Raw genomic sequence first — 3071 nt, 5'->3', positions numbered from 1 at the left:
ATGAAAGACGCCCAATGCCCGTGAACGGGGATACTTCAATTTCGGCATTGACTTTCGGCACGCTGTTGAGTTCTCAAGAATCGGACGCACACCGCAGCTTGGCCTTGCAGCCAGGCTCCCGGGGCAACCTGCGTTACTCTACCGGACCAGATCCACCGAGTCAAGACCCAATTTTTCTGACCCTCCACCCGCGTCCAGTCGACCGACCCGAGTCCGAAGACACGTTTCGGCTGCTCTAGCCTTGGGGGGTTCGGAGCGGCCGGCCGCTTTCGCGTCCCGCGCTTCGCTCCAACAAGAAGAACATTACGTGGCTCGCAGGTGACCGGTCAAATCGGCTCCCGGTGTGCTGAATCACAGGCTTGTAATTTGCCTTCGGCAACCCGGATGTGGGAGTGGAGACCACCCCCGCACCGGTGCGTCAGCCCTGTACCTGCGACGCCAGAACCCCTGCAAATGAACGCTTCCCACGCCGCAGCACAAGCACGCCGCCCGGCAGCAGATCCTCCGCGGCCGGCACGTACTCCGCGTCCTTCACCTTCTCGTTGTTCAGGTACGCGCCACCTTCGGCGACCGTCCGCCGTGCGGCCGACTTACTCGCCACCAGGCCAGACTTCACCAACAGGTCGCCGTACGTCGGCATTGGTTCGCCGGCGCCCAGCTCGACGTGCGGTGCTTCGCGTAGTGCTGCCACGAGCGTGGAGCCGTCCAGTGACGCCAGCTCCCCCTGGCCGAACAGGGCCTTCGAGGCTTCCTGCACTCGCCGAGTCTCCTCGGCCCCATGGACCAAGGTCGTCACGTCCTCGGCCAGCACCCGTTGCGCTTCCCGTGCCTGTGGTCGATCAGCGGTCGCCTCGTCAAGGGCGGCCAGTTCCTCCGCCGTACGGAACGTGTAGAACCGCACCAGCTGCATCACGTCACGGTCGTCGCTGTTGAACCAGAACTGGTAGAACGCGTACGGCGACGTCAGCTCCCGGTCCAGCCACACGGTCCCGGACTCGGTCTTCCCGAATTTGGTCCCGTCGGCCTTGGTCACCAGTGGCGTCGCCAGTGCATGCGCCTTGCCGGCCTCGGCACGACGGATGAGCTCGACACCGGCCGTCAGGTTCCCCCACTGGTCGCTGCCACCGGTCTGCAGCGTGCAGTTGTGCCGCCGGTACAGCTCGAGGAAGTCCAGCGACTGCAGCAGCACGTAGCTGAACTCCGTGTAGCTGATCCCCTGCTCCAGCCGCGCCTTCACCACTTCGCGGCCGAGCATCCGGTTCACCGGGAAGTGCTTCCCGATGTCCCGCAGGAAGTCGAGGGTGTTGAGGTCCTTGGTCCAGTCGTAGTTGTTGACGATCCGGGCCGGGTTCGGCAGCGACTCGTCGAAGTCGACGAACTTCTCCACCTGGCCGCGGACCTTCTCGACCCACTCGTGGACGATGTCCTTCGGGTTCAGCACCCGCTCGGACGTCTCCTTGGGGTCACCGATCAACCCTGTGGCGCCACCAACGAGCCCGATCGGGTTGTGGCCGGCCAGCTGGAGCCGTCGCAGCGTCAGCAACTGCAGCAGGTTGCCCATGTGCAGGCTGGGCGCGGTGGGGTCGAAGCCGACATACGAGGTGATCGGTCCCGCCGCCATCGAGGCCCGGAGGGCATCCGGATCGGTGGAGTGGGCGATCAGGCCACGGCTCTCCAGGTCGTCAAGCACCTGAGTGCGGCGTTCGGTCACTAGTTCTCTCCTCGAGTACGTCGGTCAGCACTAGTGTCCTGTACGGCGAGGTACGGCGACTCAGGTGGGTTCGGGCCGCGTCAGCACCGAGCGGAGCTGTGGACGCAGCGCATGTCCGTCCGGGCCTTGCACTGTTACCGCGGTCGGACGCTGTGGGTCGTGGGCACCAGGGTCCGGGTTAGGGACCGGTAGACCGTGTGACAGGACCTGCTCGGCCGGGGTGAGCTGGCGGATGCCGATGGCGAGCACGTGGTCCGGATGGGTCTGCGCGAAGTCGCCGTACAGCTGGGGGTCGTGCTGGCCGTCGTCACCGACCAGCACCCAGCGCACGTTGGGGAACTCGCGAGCCAGCCGACGCAGGGCGGTCCGCTTGTGCTCCTGGCCGCTGCGGAACCAGCCGGTGTTCGTCGGTCCCCAGTCCGTCATCAACAACGGCCCCGGTGGGTACCCGTGCCGTGCGAGGAAGCGAGTCAGCGTCGGTGCGGTGTTCCACGCCCCGGTGGAGAGGTAGAACATCGGTGCGCCGGGGTGGTCCGCCAGCAACTCCTCGTACAGACCGGCCATTCCCGGTACGACGCGGCGCGCCTGCTCGTCGCGGACGAACGTGTTCCAGGCCGCGATCATCGGACGCGGCAGCATCGTGAGGATGACCGTGTCGTCGATGTCGCTGACGAGACCGAACTCGGCCTCCGGATCCGGGACGAAGATCCGCGCCCGCGCCTGGCGATCGCCGTGCACACCGAGCACGATTTCGTGCCAGCCCGGCGGCAGCACCACCGGAACATTCAGGTCGATGAACCCGCCGCGATCGGTCACGGTGTCGAACGTCTGCCCGCTGACGGTGACGGTCACCGGCACCTTGGTCGCCGGCGCGGTCACGAACGCGCGCCAGCCGCGCACCACCTGGTCCTCGTCGTACCGCGGCTGGTTGCGGGGGTCACGTCCCAGCACGACACGGGCCAGTACGCGGACGAATTCGGTGGTGCCGTAACCGACCTGCGGGATGATCCGCTCCTGCCAGCCACGACGCCGGAGAATCGTCGCCACCCCGACGTTGAACCAGTCCTCGAGACGGGACGAGTAGTGCGGACGGGCCATACCAGAAACCTACCCGCAGCGCGGTCCGCTAGTCGCCCTCCCTCGCGGTCCGCGGACACCTTTGACCTGTCCTTCACGAACTGTCGGTCGCATCTCCTACCGTCTACCCATGACCGTCTTGAATGCCGCGCCTCCGGCGCGGGGGTCCCGGGGCTTTTGCTCCCGGTCTTCCCTCGTCGCTCCAGTCGCTTCGCTCCTTCCGCTCCTCAGTCCAGACCCCGGGGGGTATAAAAAAAAGAAACAGCCCACGACAAAAACCCGG

The 3071-nt window shown here is 66.1% G+C and carries 2 protein-coding genes; both read right to left on the bottom strand.

What is annotated here, in order from left to right; genetic code table 11:
- Positions 1–418: 418 nt before the first annotated feature.
- Positions 419–1711, bottom strand: coding sequence for a tyrosine--tRNA ligase (gene tyrS / locus ACWF0M_RS38045; RefSeq protein WP_452240630.1), 1293 nt, complete (start codon positions 1709–1711; stop codon positions 419–421).
- A gap of 60 nt (positions 1712–1771) precedes the next feature.
- Positions 1772–2809: an App1 family protein gene (locus ACWF0M_RS38040; protein WP_452240629.1), complete on the bottom strand. Its 1038-nt coding sequence runs from the start codon at positions 2807–2809 to the stop codon at positions 1772–1774.
- Between the last annotated feature and the right edge of the window lie 262 nt (positions 2810–3071).

This window comes from Kribbella sp. NPDC055110 (genome assembly GCF_053607525.1).
This window is presented reverse-complemented; position numbering and strand designations above follow the sequence as displayed.

Excerpts from the sequence above, each read along its gene's own strand:
- ACWF0M_RS38040 (WP_452240629.1), bottom strand. The coding sequence starts at position 2,809 with ATGGCCCGTCCGCACTACTCGTCCCGTCTCGAGGACTGGTTCAACGTC.